Annotated in this window: 16 protein-coding genes; all 16 read left to right on the forward strand. The window is 73.5% G+C overall.

Annotated features, from left to right (window positions below):
* A partial coding sequence (locus GCU67_RS17065; RefSeq protein ID WP_163612549.1) for an HNH endonuclease signature motif containing protein occupies nucleotides 1-749 on the forward strand: 749 nt, incomplete at its 5' end.
* 639 nt (nucleotides 750-1388) lie between these two features.
* Nucleotides 1389-1751, forward strand: coding sequence for an NADH-quinone oxidoreductase subunit A (locus tag GCU67_RS17070; protein WP_420846365.1), 363 nt, complete (start codon nucleotides 1389-1391; stop codon nucleotides 1749-1751).
* 6 nt (nucleotides 1752-1757) lie between these two features.
* Nucleotides 1758-2432 carry a NuoB/complex I 20 kDa subunit family protein gene (locus tag GCU67_RS17075; protein ID WP_163612551.1) on the forward strand — a complete coding sequence of 225 codons (675 nt, stop codon included), beginning with the start codon at nucleotides 1758-1760 and terminating at the stop codon, nucleotides 2430-2432.
* Nucleotides 2429-3112: an NADH-quinone oxidoreductase subunit C gene (locus GCU67_RS17080; protein ID WP_163612553.1), complete on the forward strand. Its 684-nt coding sequence runs from the start codon at nucleotides 2429-2431 to the stop codon at nucleotides 3110-3112. The genes GCU67_RS17075 and GCU67_RS17080 overlap by 4 nt, the downstream gene beginning before the upstream one ends.
* Nucleotides 3109-4431 (forward strand): NADH-quinone oxidoreductase subunit D, encoded by a 1323-nt coding sequence (locus GCU67_RS17085; protein WP_163612555.1) that lies wholly within the window; start codon nucleotides 3109-3111, stop codon nucleotides 4429-4431. The genes GCU67_RS17080 and GCU67_RS17085 overlap by 4 nt, the downstream gene beginning before the upstream one ends.
* A complete protein-coding gene (nuoE, locus tag GCU67_RS17090) occupies nucleotides 4428-5429 on the forward strand; it encodes an NADH-quinone oxidoreductase subunit NuoE (protein WP_163612557.1) in 1002 nt (333 codons plus the stop codon). Before GCU67_RS17085 ends, nuoE begins: the two co-directional genes overlap by 4 nt.
* Nucleotide 5430: 1 nt before the next feature.
* Entirely contained in the window at nucleotides 5431-6774 is a 1344-nt protein-coding gene (gene nuoF, locus GCU67_RS17095; RefSeq protein ID WP_163612559.1) for an NADH-quinone oxidoreductase subunit NuoF, read from the forward strand.
* Nucleotides 6771-9167 carry an NADH-quinone oxidoreductase subunit G gene (locus GCU67_RS17100; RefSeq protein ID WP_163612561.1) on the forward strand — a complete coding sequence of 799 codons (2397 nt, stop codon included), beginning with the start codon at nucleotides 6771-6773 and terminating at the stop codon, nucleotides 9165-9167. Before nuoF ends, GCU67_RS17100 begins: the two co-directional genes overlap by 4 nt.
* Entirely contained in the window at nucleotides 9164-10573 is a 1410-nt protein-coding gene (gene nuoH / locus GCU67_RS17105) for an NADH-quinone oxidoreductase subunit NuoH (RefSeq protein WP_163612562.1), read from the forward strand. Before GCU67_RS17100 ends, nuoH begins: the two co-directional genes overlap by 4 nt.
* Nucleotides 10566-11156, forward strand: coding sequence for an NADH-quinone oxidoreductase subunit NuoI (gene nuoI, locus GCU67_RS17110; RefSeq protein ID WP_163612564.1), 591 nt, complete (start codon nucleotides 10566-10568; stop codon nucleotides 11154-11156). Before nuoH ends, nuoI begins: the two co-directional genes overlap by 8 nt.
* Nucleotides 11153-11962, forward strand: a complete 810-nt coding sequence (locus tag GCU67_RS17115; RefSeq protein WP_163612566.1) for an NADH-quinone oxidoreductase subunit J — start codon at nucleotides 11153-11155, stop codon at nucleotides 11960-11962. The genes nuoI and GCU67_RS17115 overlap by 4 nt, the downstream gene beginning before the upstream one ends.
* Entirely contained in the window at nucleotides 11959-12258 is a 300-nt protein-coding gene (gene nuoK / locus GCU67_RS17120; RefSeq protein WP_163612568.1) for an NADH-quinone oxidoreductase subunit NuoK, read from the forward strand. Before GCU67_RS17115 ends, nuoK begins: the two co-directional genes overlap by 4 nt.
* Nucleotides 12259-12265: 7 nt before the next feature.
* A complete protein-coding gene (nuoL, locus tag GCU67_RS17125; RefSeq protein ID WP_163612570.1) occupies nucleotides 12266-14170 on the forward strand; it encodes an NADH-quinone oxidoreductase subunit L in 1905 nt (634 codons plus the stop codon).
* Nucleotides 14171-14189: 19 nt separating this feature from the next.
* On the forward strand, nucleotides 14190-15740 hold the full coding sequence (locus tag GCU67_RS17130; RefSeq protein WP_163612571.1) for an NADH-quinone oxidoreductase subunit M: 1551 nt from the start codon (nucleotides 14190-14192) through the stop codon (nucleotides 15738-15740).
* Nucleotides 15740-17272, forward strand: coding sequence for an NADH-quinone oxidoreductase subunit NuoN (nuoN, locus tag GCU67_RS17135; protein WP_163612573.1), 1533 nt, complete (start codon nucleotides 15740-15742; stop codon nucleotides 17270-17272). Before GCU67_RS17130 ends, nuoN begins: the two co-directional genes overlap by 1 nt.
* A gap of 63 nt (nucleotides 17273-17335) precedes the next feature.
* The gene (locus GCU67_RS17140; protein ID WP_246215287.1) at nucleotides 17336-18412 is read left to right on the forward strand and encodes a polyprenyl synthetase family protein; all 1077 of its coding nucleotides are present in this window, start codon (nucleotides 17336-17338) and stop codon (nucleotides 18410-18412) included.
* The last annotated feature ends 27 nt before the right edge of the window (nucleotides 18413-18439 follow it).

Here is an 18439-nt window from a genome sequence, read left to right on the forward strand (position 1 = left end):
TCGCGCCGCTGGGCGCCGTGGGCGGGCACTCGCGCCCGAGCCCCACCACGACGCCGGACGACCCGGATGGACGTCCGACCGCCGGCACCGGTCGTGCGCAGTCAGCGGGGCTGCCGACGGATGAGGACGCCGCGTCGGTCGACGGTGCGCCGATCACCCACCAGCAGCTCCGCGACCTGCTCGAGGAGCTCGACTCCCTGTGCCCGGGTGGTCTGCAGGCCCCGACCGGCGGTTCGCTGGGGATCTCACTGGTCGACCCGCTCACCGGCGCGCTGCGGGCGACGGTCAGCCGACCAGAACTCCAGCGGCTGGTCCGCCGCGGGTGCACCGACCACCCGGGCGGCAGGTGCGGGTGCCCGGCGGTCGACCGTCCACCGCCGGTCGACCGGTACACCCCCACCCCCGCGCAGCGCCGGTTCCTGCACGCCCGCGACCGCACCTGCCGGCATCCCGGCTGCCGTCGTCCCGCCGCGCGCACCGACCTCGACCACGTGCACGCCCACGGCGACGGCGGCCCGACCGACTGCGCCAACCTGTGCTGCCTGTGCCGCCGGCACCACCGGCTCAAGACCCACGCCCCCGGCTGGCGGTTCACCATGACCGCCGACGGGGTCCTGTCGGTGACGACGCCCAGCGGGGTCACCCGCACCACCCGTCCGCCGGGCCTGCGGCTGACCATCGGACAGCAGTGGCCACCGAGTCGCCAGCTGGTGGCCAGCGGCGCCCGCGCCGACCCCCCGCCCTTCTGACGCCCCACCCGCCGAGCGCAGCGCCGCCGCTGCGCTCGGCGGCATGCCGGTGGCTGTGCGGCGATGGAGGGCCGTGGTCCCGAGCATCGAGCGATCCGTGGCGACGACGTCCAATCGACCAGTGGGACTCGGACGAGCAGGTGTCGGGCGATGCGCCGTGGCGTCGTCCCGCATCGGGGATCAGCCCCCGCCCACGGTCATGCCCTGAGCGGAGGGCGCGAGGGCAGCACCGGCAGACAGTGCGCAGCAGCCCCTGCCCCGATGGCGTCGCCTGCGCTCGCGCCGCCCCGTCGCTCGTGGACCCGGCGGCTCCGTCTCCCCCGCGCCGGCGCCGAGGCCGGCCGACCCCGTCGCGCGCCCATCCGTCCCCGGCGGAGCACGCGCCTGACCGACGAACGTCCAGCTCAGTGCGCCCGTGACAACCGTTTGTGAAATGTCTCACGAAAGGTCTGGTGCGCCGGTCACCAGCGGAGATAGGCTCCAAACGCTCGACTTTGTGAAGTAGTTCACAAGCGCCGACCCGGTCCGCCGGGTGCGGAAGAGAGGTCGTCCGGTGGTCTGCACGACGAGGTGCACACCCCGCGGCGGTCGCACGGCGGCTGGTCCGCCGCCGGCCTCCGTGGGCGGAGAGCACGCCTGATGCTGTCGAACTACGTCCCGCTCGTCGGCCTGTTCGCCCTTGCCGCCGCCTTCGCCCTGTTCTCGGTGACGGCCGCCCCGTTCATCGGCCCGCGCCGCTACAACCGCGCCAAGCTCGAGGCCTACGAGTGCGGCATCGAGCCGGTCGACCAGCCGCTCACCGGCGGCCGCTTCCCGGTCAAGTACTACCTGACCGCGATGTTGTTCATCGTCTTCGACATCGAGATCGTCTTCCTCTACCCCTGGGCCGTCGCCAACGACTCACTCGGCGTCTTCGGCCTGGTCGAGATGGCCGTCTTCATCGGCACCGTCTTCATCGCCTACGCCTACGTGTGGCGCCGTGGCGGGCTCGAGTGGGAGTGAGCTGACATGGGCCTGGAAGAGAAGCTGCCGTCCGGCGTCCTGCTGACCAGCGTGGAGAAGCTGGTCAACTGGACCCGCAAGTCCTCGCTGTGGCCGGCCACCTTCGGCCTGGCCTGCTGCGCCATCGAGATGATGGCCTCCGGCGCCGGCCGCTACGACCTGGCCCGGTTCGGCATGGAGGTCTTCCGCGCCTCGCCGCGCCAGGCCGACCTGATGATCGTCGCCGGACGGGTGAGCCAGAAGATGGCCCCGGTCCTGCGCCAGATCTACGACCAGATGCCCGAGCCGCGGTACGTGCTCGCGATGGGCGTCTGCGCCAGCTCCGGCGGCATGTTCAACAACTACGCGATCGTCCAGGGCGTCGACCACGTCGTCCCGGTGGACATGTACCTGCCCGGCTGCCCGCCGCGGCCGGAGATGCTCACCGACGCCATCCTCAAGCTGCACACCAAGATCCAGCACCAGCCGCTCGGCGCGAAGCGGGCCGCCCAGCAGGCCGCCGCCCGCGCCGACGGCACCGCGCCCGACCTGCACCTGGAGATGCCCTCCAGCGTCCGCGTCGACCCCGAGCGTCGCCGCGCCTACGAGGCCGCGGCCGCCGCGGGCCGCACCGGCCAGTTCACCAGCGAGGAGCGCGGCGGCCACGCCGTCCTCCTGCCGGGGCCGGGAGGGCCCCGATGACCGACGGGTTCCGTCGCGGCGCGTTCGGGGTCACCGGCAGCGGCGACACCTCCGGCTTCGGCGGCCTGGTCCGCGTCGAGCCCGGCGGCGCGGTCGCGCTGCACTCCACCGAGCGTCCCTACGGCGGCTGGTTCGACGAGGTCACTGACGCGCTCGTCGACGCCGTGGGTGAGGCGACCTTCGCCGCCGCCGTCCCGCGGGTGCTGGTCGACCGCGGCGAGATCACCTACTTCGTCGACCGCGAGCACCTGCTCACCCTGGTGCAGGCCCTGCGGGACGACGAGGCGCTGCGCTTCGAGCTGTGCAGCAGCGTCTCCGCCGTCGACTACCTCGACTCCGGCGGTCCGGCCGCGAACACCGGCCGGCCGCGCTTCCACGTCGTCCACCACCTGACCTCGATGACCTACCGCCGCCGGATCCGGCTGGAGGTCGCCGTCACCGCGGAGGACCCGCACGTCCCCTCCGTCACCGGCACCTACCCGACCGCGGACTGGCACGAGCGGGAGGTGTGGGACATGTTCGGCGTCGTCTTCGACGGCCACCCCGCACTGACCCGGATCCTCATGCCCGACGACTGGGACGGCCACCCCCAGCGCAAGGACTACCCCCTCGGCGGCGTCCCGGTCGAGTTCGAGGGCGCCCAGATCCCGCCGCCCGACGAGCGCCGGAGCTACCGATGACCACGACGCAGGACCCGTACGCCGGCTCGCGCCAGACCACCGAGGGCCGGGTCTACACGGTCACCGGCGGCGACTGGGACCAGACCTTCGGCGCCGACCCGCACGAGAACGAGCGGCTCGTCGTCAACATGGGTCCTCAGCACCCCTCCACCCACGGCGTCCTGCGCCTGGTGCTCGACCTCGAGGGCGAGACGGTGACCAAGGCCCGCGTGGTCATCGGCTACCTGCACACCGGCATCGAGAAGACGACGGAGTACCGCACCTGGACCCAGGGGACGACGCTCGTCACGCGGATGGACTACCTCGCCCCGCTGTTCAACGAGACCGCCTACTGCCTGGCCGTGGAGAAGCTGCTGGGCATCGAGGTGCCACAACGCGCGCAGACGATCCGCGTCCTGGTGATGGAGCTCAACCGGATCGCCTCGCACCTGGTCGGGCTCGCCACCTTCGGCATGGAGATGGGCGCCCTCACCGGGATGACCAACGGCTTCCGCGAGCGCGAGCTGGTGCTCGACGTGCTCGAGGAGATCACCGGGCTGCGGATGAACCACGCCTACGTCCGCCCCGGCGGCCTGGCCCAGGACCTGCCCGCCGGCGTCGAGGTCCGCATCCGCGAGCTGCTCACCGTCATGCCGGAGCGGATCGCCGCGATGCACCGCCTCCTCACCGGCCAGCCGATCTGGCAGCGGCGCCTCAAGGACGTCGGCTTCCTCGACGTGACCGGCTGCCTCGCCCTCGGCGTCACCGGCCCGGTGCTGCGCGCCGCCGGCCTGCCCTGGGACCTGCGGAAGGTCGAGCCGTACTGCGGCTACGAGACCTACGACTTCGAGGTGCCGACCGCCGACACCGCCGACGCCTGGGGCCGCTACCTGGTGCGGGTGGCCGAGATGGGCGAGTCGCTGAAGATCGTCGGTCAGGCCGTCGACCGGCTCGAACCCGGCCCGGTCATGGTGGAGGACAAGAAGATCGCCTGGCCCGCGCAGCTGTCCCTGGGCGCCGACGGCATGGGCAACTCCCTCGACCACGTCCGGCACATCATGGGCCAGTCGATGGAGGCCCTGATCCACCACTTCAAGTTGGTGACCGAGGGCTTCCGGGTGCCGGCCGGGCAGGTCTACCAGGCGATCGAGTCCCCCCGCGGCGAGCTCGGCTACCACGTGGTCAGCGACGGCGGCACCCGCCCGTTCCGGGTGCACGTCCGCGACCCCAGCTTCGTGAACCTACAGGCCACGGCGGCGATGAGCGAGGGCGGCATGATCGCCGACGTCATCGCCGCGATCGCCTCCATCGACCCGGTCATGGGCGGGGTGGACCGGTGACCGCGCTGCACGGGTCCCCGGAGGCCGCCGCCACCACCGGGCTCGACGGCAGCCCGACCGCGCACGTCGCCGGCCTGCCGCCGCTGACCGCGCAGACCGAGGCCGAGGCCCGCGAGCTGATGGCCCGCTACCCGCAGCCGCGCTCGGCGCTGCTGCCGATGCTGCACCTGGTCCAGTCCGTGCAGGGGTACGTCTCGCCCGAGGGCGTCGGCTTCTGCGCGCGACTGCTCGGGCTCACCAAGGCCGAGATCGGCGCGGTCTCGACGTTCTACACGATGTTCAAGCGGCACCCGACCGGCGAGCACCTGGTCAGCGTCTGCACCAACACCCTCTGCGCCGTCCTCGGCGGACAGCGGATCTACGACGCGCTGTCGGCCGACCTCGGCGTCGGCCACGACCAGACCACCCCCGACGGCACGATCACCCTCGAGCACGCCGAGTGCCTGGCCGCCTGCGACCACGCCCCCGTCGTCACCGTCGACTACGAGTTTTACGACCAGCAGGACGTCGAGTCTGCCCGCTCCCTGGTCACCGCGCTGCGGATGGGGGAGAAGCCGCCGCCCACCCGCGGCGCCCCGCTGACCGACTTCCGCGGCGTCTCCCGCCAGCTCGCCGGCCTCTCCCAGCACCCCGACGCCGCCGCCGCACAGGCCGCGGTGGACGGGCCGTCGGCCGGTGTCCCGACGCTGGTCGGCGTCCGGCTGGCCGCCGAGCGCGGCGAGACCGCACCCCCCTACGGGATCCCCGAGCCGGACCCCGCCCCCGCACCCGACGTGCCCACGGCGGGGACGGCGGGGGAGACGCCGGCCGAGCAGGCCGCCGACACGGCGGTCGCCGCAGCCGGCAACCCGGCCGAGCAGGCCGGTGCCGAGCAGCACCACCCGGACACCCCCGAGCCCGCCGGTCGGCAGCTCGCCGAGCGCGGTGCCGAGGGCACCGACCGGCCCGCCACCCAGGGCCAGTCCGGGTCCGGCACGTCCGTCGAGCGAGAGGTCTGACATGCCCCTGACCCCGGTCCTGACCCAGCGCTTCGCCGCGGAGCGCTCCTGGACGCTGGAGACCTACGAACGCCTCGACGGCTACGCCGCGCTCCGGCAGGCGCTGGCGATGACGCCCGACGAGCTGGTCGCCCTGGTCAAGGACTCCGGCCTGCGCGGCCGCGGCGGCGCCGGCTTCCCGACCGGCATGAAGTGGAGCTTCATCCCGCAGCCCAAGCCGGGGGAGACCCCGACCGGCCCGGCGGCCGCACCGAAGTACCTGGTGGTCAACGCCGACGAGGGCGAGCCGGGCACCTGCAAGGACGTCCCGCTGATGATGGCCGACCCGCACTCGCTGATCGAGGGCGTGGTCATCGCCGCCTACGCCATCCGCTCGCACTTCGCCGTCATCTACGTCCGCGGCGAGGCCGTGCACGCCCACCGCCGGTTGGTCGCCGCGGTGCAGGAGGCGTACGCCGCGGGCTACCTCGGCACCGACGTCCTCGGCTCGGGCTGGGACGTGGAGCTGGTCGTGCACGCCGGCGCCGGCGCCTACATCTGCGGTGAGGAGACCGCGCTGCTGGAGTCGCTGGAGGGCTACCGCGGCCAGCCCCGGCTCAAGCCGCCGTTCCCCGCCGTCGCCGGCCTCTACGGCTCTCCGACGGTGATCAACAACGTCGAGACGCTGGCCACCGTGCCCTACGTGGTCCGCGGCGGTGCGGACTGGTTCAAGCGCTTCGGCCCGGAGAAGAGCCCCGGCCCGAAGATCTACTCGCTGTCGGGCCGGGTGGTGCACCCCGGCCAGTACGAGGCCCCGATGGGGACGACGATGCGCGAGCTGCTGGCGATGGCCGGCGGCGTGCGGCCCGGGCACGAGCTGAAGTTCTGGACCCCGGGCGGCAGCTCCACCCCGTACTTCACCCCTGAGCACCTCGACGTCCCGCTGGACTTCGACTCCGTCGGCAAGGCGGGCTCCATGCTCGGCACCACCGCGCTGATGGTCTTCGACGAGACCGACTCGATCGTCGAGGCGACGCTGCGGTTCACCGAGTTCTACGCCCACGAGAGCTGCGGCAAGTGCACCCCGTGCCGGGAGGGCACGTCCTGGCTGGTCCAGGTGCTGGAACGGCTGGTGCACGGGCGGGGGATGGCCACCGACCTGGACCTGCTCACCGACATCGCCGACAACATCCTCGGCCGGTCGTTCTGCGCGCTCGGTGACGGTGCCACCAGCTGCATCGCCAGCTCCATGAAGTACTTCCGCGACGACTACGTGGCGCTGCTGCCGCTGGACGAGCAGGAACGACTCGGCCGCTCGCTCCGCATCGAGCCCGTGGCGGCCGTGCCCGTCGGAGCGATGGCATGACCACCACCGTCCCCACTCCCGCCCCGGCCACGCCCCCGGCCGTCCCCGGCCCGCACACTCCGGACGACGCCGTCCACCTGACCATCGACGGCTTCCCGGTCGCGGTGGCCAAGGGCACGCTGATCATCCGGGCCGCCGAGCAGATCGGCGTGCAGATCCCGCGGTTCTGCGACCACCCGCTGCTGGAGCCGGTCGGTGCGTGCCGGCAGTGCCTGGTCGAGGTGGGCGGGCAGCGCAAGCCGGTCGCCTCCTGCACCACCCCGGTCACCCCGGACATGGAGGTGCACACCCAGCTGTCCAGCCCGGTCGCGGACAAGGCGCAGCAGGGCACGATGGAGCTGCTGCTGGCCAACCACCCGCTGGACTGCCCGGTCTGCGACAAGGGCGGCGAGTGCCCGCTGCAGAACCAGGCGATGAGCAACGGGCGCACCGAGACCCGCTTCGTCGAGGTCAAGCGCACCTACCCCAAGCCGATGCCGATCAGCCCGCTGGTGCTGCTGGACCGCGAGCGCTGCGTGCTCTGCGCCCGGTGCACCCGGTTCAGCCAGCAGATCGCCGGCGACCCGTTCATCGAGCTCTTCGAGCGCGGCGCGCTGGAGCAGGTCGCGGTCTACGACGACGAGCCGTTCGAGTCCTACTTCTCCGGCAACACCACCCAGATCTGCCCGGTCGGCGCGCTGACCAGCTCGACCTACCGGTTCCGCTCCCGCCCGTTCGACCTGCGCAGCGAGCCCAGCGTCTGCGAGCACTGCGCCAGCGGCTGCGCCCAGCGCACCGACTACCGCCGCGGCGAGGTCACCCGCCGTCTCGCCGGGGAGGACGCGGCGGTCAACGAGGAGTGGACCTGCGACAAGGGCCGCTACGCCTTCCGCTACGCGGCCAGCGACGCCCGGCTCACCACCCCGCTGGTCCGGCGGGACGGCGAGCTGCGCCCCGCCTCCTGGCCGGAGGCGTGGGCCGCCGCGGCCGCGGGGCTGGCGGCGGCGCGGGCGGCCGGTGGGGTCGGCGTGCTCCCCGGCGGCCGGCTGACCGTCGAGGACGCCTACGCCTACGCCAAGTTCGCCCGGGTCGCGCTCGGCACCGACGACGTCGACGCCCGGGCCCGCGCGCACTCCGCCGAGGAGCTGGCCTTCCTCGCCACCGCCGTCGCCGGGACCGCACCCGGCGCCGGTGCGGTCACCTACGACGAGCTCAGCGCCGCCCCGACGGTGCTGCTGGTCGCCTTCGAGCCGGAGGAGGAGTCGCCGATCGTCTTCCTCCGGCTCCGCCGCGCGGTCCGCGAGAACGGCCTGCGCGTGCTCGACGTCGTCCCGTTCGCCACCCGCGCCGCGACGAAGCTTCAGGCGACCGTGCTGACCACGGTCCCCGGCGACGAGCCCCGCACCCTGGCCGGTCTGCACGCCAGCGAGGAGCTGCGTCGTCCCGGCGCCGTCGTCCTGGTGGGGGAGCGGCTGGCCGAGGTGCCCGGCGGGTTCACCGCGGTCGCCGCCCTGGCCCGGGCCACCGGTGCCCGGGTGGGCTGGGTGCCGCGTCGGGCCGGGGAACGGGGCGCGATCGAGGCCGGGGCGCTGCCCGGGCTGCTCCCCGGCGGGCGGGTGCTCACCACCCTGCTCGACCGGACCGAGATGGAGCGGGTCTGGGGGGTGGACCTCCCGGCGTGCCCCGGCCGCGACCTGACCGGCATCCTCACCGCCGCCCGGGACCGCGCCCTGGGCGGGCTGCTCGTCGGCGGCGTCGACCCCGCCGACCTGCCCGACCCCGCGCTGGCCGCCCACGCGCTGGCCGCCGCCGGGTTCGTGGTCAGCCTGGAGCTGTTCCCCAGCGCGGTCACCGCGCACGCCGACGTCGTCCTCCCCGTCGCCGCGGCACCGGAGAAGGCCGGCGCCTACCTGGACTGGGAGGGCCGCGTGCGCGCCTTCGACGCCACCCTGCACGGCACCGGCCAGCTCACCGACGCCCGCGTGCTGCACGGCATCGCCGAGCACCTCGGGGTCGACCTCGGCCTGCCGACCACCACCGCCGCCCGCACCGAGCTGGTCGCCCTCGGCGGTGCCGCGCAGGCGCCGCCGCCCGGGCCGGACGTCGCCCCGGCGCCGGCTCCGCGGCTCGCCGCGGGACAGGCGGTGCTCGCCTCCTGGCGGCAGCTGCTCGACGGCGGCACGCTGCTGCGCGACGAGCCGGCGCTGGCCGGCACCGCCCGCCGGCCGGTCGCCCGGCTGGGTGCCGCGACCGCCGCCCGGCTGGGCCTGGCCGAGGGCGACCCGCTCACCGTCGCCGGGTCGCTCACGCTGCCGTTGCAGCTGGGCGACCTGCCCGAGGGCGTCGTCTGGGTGCCCATGGGCTCGGGCCTGCGGCCGGGCGCCGTCGTCACCCTGAGCGGCGGTGCGGCATGACCGCCCTGGCCAGCGCCGACCAGCCCACGCTGGCCGACTTCGGGCACGACGTGTGGTGGATCGTGCTCATCAAGATCGTCGGCATCTTCGGCGTGCTCGTCGCCATGACGCTGTTCGCGATCGTCTTCGAGCGCAAGGTCGTCGCCCGGATGCAGCAGCGGACCGGCCCCAACCGGGTCGGCCCGCGCGGCTACCTGCAGAGCCTCGCCGACGGCCTGAAGCTGGCGTTCAAGGAGGACATCATGCCGGCGCTGGCCGACCGGCCGGTGTACTTCCTGGCCCCGGTCATCGCCACCATCCCGGCGTTCCTGGCGTTCTCGGTCATCCCGCTCGGCCCGACGGTGAGCATCTTCGGCGAGCGCACCCCGCTGCAGCTCACCGACGCCCCGATCGGCGTGCTGATCGTGCTGGCCTGCTCGGCGATGGGCGTCTACGGCATCGTGCTGGCCGGCTGGGCGTCCGGCTCGACCTACCCGCTGCTCGGCGGGCTGCGCAGCGCCGCCCAGATGGTCAGCTACGAGATCGCCATGGGGCTGTCGATCGTGGCGGTCTTCCTCTACGCCGGGTCGATGTCGACCTCGGAGATCGTCGCCGCCCAGGCGAACGGGACGTCGCTGTTCGGGGGTACCGGCAACGGCCCGGGCTGGTTCGCCGTCCTGCTGCCGGTGTCCTTCGTCATCTACGTGATCGCCGTGGTGGGGGAGACCAACCGGGCGCCGTTCGACCTGCCCGAGGCCGAGAGCGAGCTGGTCGGCGGCTTCCACACCGAGTACTCGTCGCTGAAGTTCGCGCTCTTCTTCCTGGCCGAGTACGTCAACATGGTCACCGTCTCCGCGCTGGCCGCGACCCTCTTCCTGGGCGGCTGGCGCGCGCCGTGGCCGATCTCGGTCTGGGACGGCGCGAACACCGGCTGGTGGCCGCTGCTGTGGTTCTTCGGCAAGGTCGTCGCCGCGCTGTTCGTCTTCATCTGGCTGCGCGGCACCCTGCCCCGGCTCCGCTACGACCAGTTCATGCGCTTCGGCTGGAAGGTGCTGGTGCCCACGGCGCTGGTCTGGATCCTGGTCGTCGCCACGATGCGCACCGTCTCCCGCGAGGCCGGCCTGGACGGCGGCGTGATCGCGGTGTTCGTCGGGGTGCCGCTCGCGCTGGTGGTCATCGCCGGCCTGCTGATCGCCTCCCGCCGCCGCAACCGCGACACCCGGGTGGTCGCCCGGGCCGCCGCGGCCGGCGCACTGCAGCCCACCGGCGCCGAGGTGCTGCCCCCGCGCGGCAGCTCCAGCGCCGCCGGCGGGTTCCCGGTGCCCCCGCTGGACCTGGTCGTGCCGCCGTCCCCACGGCTGCGCACCCGCGAACCCGTCGGGGTCGGCGCGCCGGCCCTCACCACCGAGGAGGACGGCGATGTCTGAGCACCTGCCCGAACCGCGCCGCGGCGCCGAGGTGACGCGGCCCGCTGAGACCGGTGCCCCGGCGAAGCGCACGTCCCGGCTGCCCGGGCCCGCGCAGGGCTTCGGCGTCACCTTCGCGGCGATGTTCGCGAAGGTCACCACCGAGGAGTACCCGGAGGTGCCCAAGCAGACCAAGCCGCGCTACCACGGCCGGCACGTGCTCAACCGGCACCCCGACGGCCTGGAGAAGTGCGTGGGCTGCGAGCTGTGCGCCTGGGCGTGCCCGGCCGACGCGATCTACGTGCAGGGCGGGGACAACACCGACGAGGCCCGGTTCTCACCCGGCGAGCGGTACGGCGCGGTCTACCAGATCAACTACCTGCGCTGCATCTTCTGCGGGCTGTGCATCGAGGCCTGCCCGACCCGCTCGCTGACCATGAGCAACGACTTCGAGCTGGCCGACGACGACCGGCAGAAGCTGATCTACACCAAGGAGCAGCTGCTCGCCCCCCTGCTTCCGGGCATGGAGCAGCCGCCGCACCCGTTGCGGCTGGGCGACGACGAGCGCGACTACTACGTCCGCGACGCGGGGACGCCGGCATGAGCGTGCTGGCCGCAGCCGCCGACACCGCCGGGCAGCCGGGCACCGGGGAGGCCGTCGTCTTCTGGGTGCTCGGGCCGATCGCGCTGGCCGGGGCGCTGGGCACGGTGCTCTCGCGCAACGCCGTCCACTCCGCGCTGTGGCTGGTCAACACCATGCTCGTGCTCGGGGTCTTCTACGTCGTCCAGGGGGCGCCGTTCCTGGGCGCGGTGCAGATCATCGTCTACACCGGCGCGGTCATGATCCTGTTCCTCTTCGTGCTGATGCTGGTCGGCCGGGACACCTCCGACTCGGTGGTGGAGACCCTGCGCGGCCAGCGGCTCGCGGCGATCGTGCTCGGCATGGGCTTCGCCGGGCTGGTGGGCGCCGGGGTCGCCCGGGCCACCACCGACGTCGTCCCGCAGGGGCTGGGCGACGGTGCGGCGGGCGGCAACGTCGAGGGCATCGCCGAGCTGCTGTTCACCCGCTACCTGCTGGCCTTCGAGGTCACCAGCGCGCTGCTGATCACCGCCGCGGTCGGCGCGATGGTGCTGGCCCACGTCGAGCGCGAGCCCGGCAGCCGGCCGTCGCAGAAGGAGCTGTCGCGCGCCCGCTTCCTCACCGGCGACCACCCGCAGACCCTGCCCGGCCCCGGCGTCTACGCCCGGGCCAACTCCATCGCCGCACCCGGCCGGCTGCCCGACGGCAGCCCGTCACCGGCCAGCGCCAGCACCGGTGTGGAGCCGCAGGTCGTCGACGAGCTGCCGCTGTCCCGGCGCACCGGCGGCGGACCGGACGCCGCGCTCGGCACGCTGAGGGGGACCGAGTGACGATCGCGAACTACCTGGTGCTGGCCGCCGTGCTGTTCACCATCGGCGCGGTCGGGGTGCTGGTGCGGCGCAACGCCATCGTCGTCTTCATGTGCGTGGAGCTGATGCTCAACTCGGTGAACCTGACCCTGGTGACCTTCGCCCGCTCCACCGGCGGCCTCGACGGCCAGCTGATCGCCTTCTTCGTGATGGTGGTCGCCGCGGCCGAGGTCGTGGTGGGCCTGGCGATCATCATGAGCGTCTACCGCACCCGCCGCTCGGCCTCGGTCGACGACGTCAACCTGCTGAAGTACTGAGCCGGCCATGGACACCGTCACGACCCCCGGTCTGCTCGGCGCCTCCTGGCTGCTGATCGCCCTGCCGCTCGCCGGGGCGGCGGTGCTGCTGCTCGGCGGCCGGCGCACCGACCGGTGGGGCCACCTGCTGGCCACCGGAACCGTGGCCACCGCGTTCCTCCTCGCCGTGCTGTGCACCGTGCAGCTGGCCGGGCTCGACGAGCGCTCGGTGAGCGTCGACCTGTTCACCTTCCTGTCCACCGGGGAGCTGGACGTGCAGGCCGGGCTGCTGTTCGACCCGCTGTCGGCGGTGTTCGTGCTGCTGATCACCGGTGTCGGCGCGCTGATCCACGTCTACTCGATCGGCTACATGGCGCACGACCCCGCCCGCCGGCGGTTCTTCGCCTACCTGAACCTGTTCGTCGCCGCGATGCTGCTGCTGGTCCTCGGCAACAGCTATGTCGCCCTCTACGTCGGCTGGGAGGGCGTGGGGCTCGCGTCCTACCTGCTCATCGCCTTCTGGCACACCCGCCCGGCGGCCGCCACCGCGGCGAAGAAGGCGTTCCTGATGAACCGGGTCGGCGACGTCGGCCTGGCGCTGGCCGTCTTCGTGATGTTCGCCCAGCTGGGGACGACGTCCTACGCGGGCGTGTTCGGTTCCGTCGGCCTGCTCGCCGGGGGCACGGTCACCGCGATCGGGCTCCTCCTGCTGCTCGGTGCGTGCGGGAAGTCCGGGCAGTTCCCGCTGCAGGCCTGGCTCCCCGACGCCATGGAGGGCCCGACGCCGGTCTCAGCGCTGATCCACGCCGCCACCATGGTCACCGCCGGGGTCTACCTGATCGCCCGGTCGGCGCCGCTGTACGACGCGACGCCCACCGCCCGCACCGTCGTCCTGGTCATCGGCGCGGTCACCCTGCTGATCGGGGCGGTCGTGGGCTGCGCGTTCGACGACGTCAAGAAGGTGCTGGCGTACTCCACGGTCAGCCAGATCGGCTACATGTTCCTGGCCGTGGGCCTCGGCCCGGTCGGCTACGCCGCCGGCATCGCGCACCTGCTCACCCACGGCTTCTTCAAGGCCGGGCTGTTCCTCGGGGCCGGCTCGGTGATGCACGCGATGGACGACGAGACCGACATGCGCCGCTTCGGCGGCCTGGCCCGGCGGCTGCCGGTCACCTTCGTGACCTTCGGGCTGGGCTACCTGGCGCTGATCGGCTTCCCGTTCCTGTCCGGGTACTGGACCAAGGACGCGATCATCGAGGCGGCGCTGAACCGCGGCGGCTGGTCGGGCTGGCTGCTCGGCGGGGTCGCCGTCCTGGGCGCCGGGCTGACCGCGTTCTACATGACCCGGCTGATGCTGATGACCTTCTTCGGCAGGGCCCGCTGGCGTGAGGGCGTGCAACCGCACGAGTCCCCGACGGTGATGACCGCGCCGATGGTGGTGCTCGCTGTCGGGTCGGTCGCCGCCGGGTTCCTGCTCGTGCAGGTCTTCCCGCTCACCGACTGGCTCGAGCCGGTGTTCGGCGAGCCCGCCGAGGCCGCGCACGTGGTCGCCCCGGCGCTGGTCTCGCTGGTGGTGACCGCCGTGGTCGCCGCCGGGGCGCTCACCGCCTGGCTGGTCGTCGGCCGGCGCGAGGTGCCCACGACCGCGCCGGCCCGGGTCTCCCCGCTGGTCACCGCCGCCCGCCGCGGGCTGTACGCCGACGCGGTCAACGAGGCGCTCCTCATGCGGCCGGGCACCTGGCTGACCCGGGCGCTGGTGTGGGTCGACGCCCGCGGCGTCGACGGCCTGGTCAACGGGGCCGCGGCCGGGCTGGGCGGCTCGTCGTCCCGGCTCGCGCGGCTGCAGACCGGCTTCGTGCGCAGCTACGCCCTCGGCATCCTCGGCGGCGCCGTGCTGATCGCCGGGGCGCTGCTCGCCGGGACCACCGGATGACCGACCGAGGGAGGACCCGGTGACAGACGTCCCGTGGCTGCTGCTGATGATCGTCGTCCCCGCCGTCGGGGCGGCGGTGGTCGCAGCACTGCCGCCGGCCCGCGAGGCGCTGGCCCGGCAGCTCACCCTCGCGGTCAGCCTGCTCGTGCTGCTGCTGGCCGTCGGGGCCACCGTCTCCTTCGACCCCGGCGGCGAGCGGTTCCAGCACGTCACCTCCGTCGCCTGGATCCCCGACTTCGGGGTCAGCTTCGCCCTCGGCGTCGACGGGATCGCGCTGGCGATGCTGCTGCTCACCGGCCTGCTGGTGCCGGTCGTGATCGGCGCCTCGTGGCATGACACCGCCCCGGCGAAGCGCTCGATGCGGGTGTTCTGGGCCTGGCTGCTGCTGCTCGAGGCGACGCTGGTGGGCGTCTTCGCCGCCACCGACGTCTTCCTGTTCTACGTCTTCTTCGAGGCGATGCTCGTCCCGATGTACTTCCTGATCGGCAGCTTCGGCGGGCCGGCCCGGCAGTACGCCGCGGTGAAGTTCTTCCTCTACAGCCTGCTCGGCGGGCTGGTCATGCTCGCCGCGGTCATCGGCCTGTACGTGGTCAGCGAGTCCGAGCTCGGCCGGGGCACGTTCGCCTTCGACGCGCTGCGGCAGCTCGACATCGACCCGGGCGTGCAGAAACTGCTGTTCGCCGGCTTCTTCCTGGCGTTCGCGATCAAGTCGCCGCTGGTGCCCTTCCACACCTGGCTGCCCGACGCCGGCGCCGAGGCCCCGATCGCGGGCTCGGTGCTGCTGGTCGGGGTGCTGGACAAGGTGGGCACCTACGGGTTCCTGCGGTACTGCCTGCCGCTGTTCCCCGACGCCTCACGCGACCTCGCCCCGTGGGTGCTGGTGCTCGCCGTCGCGGGCATCATCTACGCCGCGCTGCTCGCGGTGGGCCAGAGCGACCTCAAGCGGCTGGTGTCCTGCACGTCCATCGCGCACTTCGGCTTCATCGCGCTGGGCATCTTCGCCTTCACCACCGAGGCGGCCACCGGCGCGGTGGTCTACATGGTCAACCACGGCATCGCGACCGGCCTGCTCTTCCTGGTGGTCGGGATGGTCATCAGCCGCACCGGCTCGCGGCGGGTCGCCGACGCCCGCGGGCTGGCCGCGACCGCCCCCGTGCTGGCCGGGGTGTTCCTGGTCGCGGGGCTGGCCTCGTTGGCGCTGCCGGGCACCGGCAGCTTCGTCGGGGAGTTCCTGGTGCTCATCGGTTCCTTCCCGGAGCGCCCGGTGTTCACGATCGTGGCCACCGTCGGCATCGTGCTGGCCGCCCTCTACGTTCTGCTGCTGGTCCAGCGCACCCTGCACGGCCCACCGCCGGACGACGAGGACGCCCCGGCGCCGTCCGGTGGTGGCGCGACCGCCGTCGCGGTGCAGGCACGGTCACGGGTGCGCGACCTGACCCGGCTGGAGACCGCCGTCGTCGCGCCGCTGGTGGCCCTGGTCGTGGTCCTCGGGGTGTACCCGCAGCCGCTCGTCGACCTGGTCACCCCGGCCGTCGAGGCCACGCTCACCGACCTCGGGGGAGCCCGCTGATGCCCGACATCCAGGCACCGGACCTGTCCTTCGCCGCCCTCGCGCCGCTGCTGTTCGTCCTCGGCGCGGCCGCGGCCGGTGTGCTGGTCGAGGCGTTCGTGCCCCGCGCCGCCCGGCACCGCACGCAGGTGGCCCTCGCCCTGGTGGGGATGCTCGGCGCGCTCGTGGGCACCGTCCTGCTGGCCGGCACCCAGGAGGTGACCGCCGCCGGCGCGCTCGCCGTCGACGGGCCCGCGCTGTTCCTGCAGGGCACCATCGCCGCGCTCGGGGCGCTGTCGGTGCTGCTGTTCAGCGAGCGCGCCCTCGACCCGGCCCGCTCGGCGTTCGTCGCCGCCGCCGCGGTCCCGGCCGGCACCGTGCGCGACCGGGAGCTGGCCACCTCGACCCGGGTGCAGACCGAGGTCTACCCGCTGGCCTCCTTCGCCGTCGGCGGCATGATGCTGTTCACCGCCGCCAACGACCTGCTGGTCATGTTCGTGGCGCTGGAGGTGCTGAGCCTGCCGCTGTACCTGATGGCCGGGCTGGCCCGCCGCCGGCGGTTGCTGTCCCAGGAGGCGGCGGTCAAGTACTTCCTGCTCGGCGCCTTCGCCTCGGCGTTCTTCCTCTACGGGCTGGCGCTGGTCTACGGCGCCACCGGCAGCATCCGGCTGTCCGACATCGGCGCCGCCTCGGGCCGGACCGGCAGCGAGCCGCTGCTGCTGCTGGGCCTCGGCCTGCTCGTGGTCGGGCTGATGTTCAAGGCCGGCGTCGCGCCGTTCCACAGCTGGACGCCGGACGTCTACCAGGGCGCGCCCACCGCGGTGACCGCCTTCATGGCCTCGGCCACCAAGGTCGCGGCGTTCGGGGCCGTGCTCCGGCTGCTGTACGTCGGGTTCGGCGACGCGGCGGACACCTGGCGGCCGCTGGTCTACACGCTGGCGATCGTGTCGATGGTCGTCGGCGCCGTGCTCGGGCTCACCCAGACCGACCTCAAGCGCATGCTGGCGTACTCCTCGATCGCGCACGCCGGGTTCCTGCTCACCGGCGTCCTCGGCGTCGACGGCTCCGGGCTCGCGGCGACGATGTTCTACCTGCTGGCCTACGGGCTGACCACGCTCGGCGCGTTCGGGCTGCTCACCTTGGTCCGCGACGGCGACGGGGAGGCCAGCGCCCTCAGCGGCTGGGCCGGGCTCGCCCAGCGGTCGCCGGTGGTGGCGGCGCTGATGACCTTCTTCCTGCTCGCCCTGGCCGGGCTGCCGCTGACCAGCGGGTTCACCGGCAAGTTCGCCGTCTTCCGGGCCACCATCGAGGCCGGGGCCTGGCCGCTGGCGGTGGTGGCCCTGGTCGCCAGCGCCGTGGCGGCCTTCTTCTACCTGCGGGTGGTCGTGCTCATGTACTTCGCCGAGCCCGCGGCCGACGGCCCGACCGTCGGGGTTCCCGGCCTGCCGACCACCGTGGTGCTGGCCGTCACGGCGGCCGCGACGCTGCTGCTGGGCCTGCTGCCGGGGACGGTGCTCGACCTCGCCCGGTCCGCGGCCGTCCTCGTCGGCTGAGCAGGGCGGCAGCCAGGTGGTCGGGTCCGGGCCGGGGCCGGCGGGCTGTATCTTCAGCGGTTGATGACCGGAGCCGGCACCACCAGCCCACGTGGCGGCGGGAGCGAGACCCAGCGGGACACCCAGCTGTGGCACCGGCCCTCCACCCCTCCCTCGACGATGGGCCCCTGGCTGCCCGAGGGCGAGCTCGGCCTCGCGCTGTCCGCGGGGCTGCTGCGGGTCGAGTCGGCGCTGGCCACCGCGGTGGCCAGCGACCACGCCTTCGTCAGCGAGGCGGCCGGTCACCTGATGGCCGCCGGCGGCAAACGGTTCCGGCCGATGCTGGCGCTGCTGGCCGCCCAGCTGGGGAACGGCGAGGCCGACGAGGTGGTCGCCGCTGCCGTCGTCTGCGAGCTGACCCACCTGGCCACGCTGTACCACGACGACGTGATGGACGAGGCCTCCGTCCGCCGTGGGGCGCCGAGTGCCAACAGCCGGTGGACCAACAGCGTCGCCATCCTGACCGGTGACTTCCTCTTCGCCCGGGCCTCGGACCTGCTCGCCGACCTCGGCCCCGAGGCCGTGCGGGTGCAGGCGAAGACCTTCGAGCGGCTGGTCACCGGTCAGCTCCGGGAGACCGTCGGCGCCGCGCCCGGCGAGGACCGCGTCGACCACTACCTCGGCGTCCTGGCCGACAAGACGGGCTCGCTGGTCGCCACCTCGGCCCGCTTCGGCGCCACCTTCGCCGGCGCCCCCGCCGAGCTGGTCACCGCGCTGACCGCGTTCGGTGAGGAGGTCGGCGTCGCCTTCCAGCTCTCCGACGACCTGATCGACATCGTCAGCGAGGGCGGGGCGTCGGGCAAGCTGCCGGGCACCGACCTGCGCGAGGGCATCGCCACCCTGCCGGTGCTCTTCGCCCTGGCCGGTGACGACCCGGCCGAGGCCCGGCTCCGTGAGCTGGTCGCCGGCCCCGTGGTCGACGACGCCGAGCACGCCGAGGCGCTGGCGCTGCTGCGCTCCTCCGCCTCGCTGGCCCGGGCGACCGCGGTGCTCAACGACTACGCCGACCGGGCCCGCGCCCGGCTGGTCGCCGTCCCCGAGGGGCCGGTCCGCGAGGCGCTGTCGGCGCTGTGCACCTACGTGGTCACGCGCACCTCCTGAACGCACCACCCGATCCCGGGGCATCCT

It is taken from the genome of Modestobacter muralis (genome assembly GCF_010682105.1).
Taxonomy (GTDB): Bacteria; Actinomycetota; Actinomycetes; order Mycobacteriales; family Geodermatophilaceae; genus Modestobacter; species Modestobacter muralis.

Bases quoted from the DNA above. Each gene is read 5' to 3' on its own strand.
- nuoF (WP_163612559.1), top strand. From the start codon at position 5,431: ATGCCCCTGACCCCGGTCCTGACCCAGCGCTTCGCCGCGGAGCGCTCC.
- nuoH (WP_163612562.1), top strand. From the start codon at position 9,164: ATGACCGCCCTGGCCAGCGCCGACCAGCCCACGCTGGCCGACTTCGGG.
- nuoN (WP_163612573.1), top strand. From the start codon at position 15,740: ATGCCCGACATCCAGGCACCGGACCTGTCCTTCGCCGCCCTCGCGCCG.
- GCU67_RS17140 (WP_246215287.1), top strand. From the start codon at position 17,336: ATGACCGGAGCCGGCACCACCAGCCCACGTGGCGGCGGGAGCGAGACC.
- nuoL (WP_163612570.1), top strand. From the start codon at position 12,266: ATGGACACCGTCACGACCCCCGGTCTGCTCGGCGCCTCCTGGCTGCTG.
- GCU67_RS17075 (WP_163612551.1), top strand. From the start codon at position 1,758: ATGGGCCTGGAAGAGAAGCTGCCGTCCGGCGTCCTGCTGACCAGCGTG.
- GCU67_RS17100 (WP_163612561.1), top strand. From the start codon at position 6,771: ATGACCACCACCGTCCCCACTCCCGCCCCGGCCACGCCCCCGGCCGTC.
- GCU67_RS17085 (WP_163612555.1), top strand. From the start codon at position 3,109: ATGACCACGACGCAGGACCCGTACGCCGGCTCGCGCCAGACCACCGAG.
- GCU67_RS17080 (WP_163612553.1), top strand. From the start codon at position 2,429: ATGACCGACGGGTTCCGTCGCGGCGCGTTCGGGGTCACCGGCAGCGGC.
- nuoI (WP_163612564.1), top strand. From the start codon at position 10,566: ATGTCTGAGCACCTGCCCGAACCGCGCCGCGGCGCCGAGGTGACGCGG.
- GCU67_RS17115 (WP_163612566.1), top strand. From the start codon at position 11,153: ATGAGCGTGCTGGCCGCAGCCGCCGACACCGCCGGGCAGCCGGGCACC.
- GCU67_RS17070 (WP_420846365.1), top strand. From the start codon at position 1,389: ATGCTGTCGAACTACGTCCCGCTCGTCGGCCTGTTCGCCCTTGCCGCC.